The 460-nt window shown below is 58.7% G+C and carries 1 protein-coding gene; it reads left to right on the forward strand.

All coding sequences use genetic code 11. The annotated features are described in order from the left end of the window. A partial coding sequence (locus CS062_RS25380; RefSeq protein ID WP_099864573.1) for a tail assembly protein occupies nucleotides 1-460 on the forward strand: 460 nt, incomplete at both ends.

Below are 460 nucleotides of genomic sequence, written 5' to 3' on the forward strand. Positions count from 1 at the left end.
GATCGATGCGATGAAAAATCTGCTTCCAGGCTTTGAACGCTACATGCTTGAAGCGCACAAACGTGGCCTGACATTTTCTATTTTCGTTGGTAAACGCAATGTCGGGCAGGATGAACTCGAGCTCACCAAAGGGACGGAAGATATCCACCTTGTTCCCGTCGTGATTGGGAGCAAGCGCGCAGGATTATTCCAGACCGTGCTGGACGTGGCGCTGGTTGCCGTGGCCATGTATGTTTCTGCGGGTGCAGGGACGGGGGCTCTGGGGGCATTTACGGCGGGTGGGGGAACTGGCATGGCGGCGATGGCCGGTGCTTCCATGGCCCTCGGTGGCATTCTCCAAATGCTTTCCCCGCAAATGGGCGGGCTGCGCATGCGGCAAGGCCCGGAAAATAAACCGAGCTATGCTTTTGGCGGGCCGGTCAATACCACGGCGCAGGGCAACCCCGTCGGCGTGCTGTAC

It is taken from the genome of Roseateles chitinivorans (assembly GCF_002761755.1).
GTDB lineage: Bacteria > Pseudomonadota > Gammaproteobacteria > Burkholderiales > Burkholderiaceae_C > Roseateles > Roseateles chitinivorans.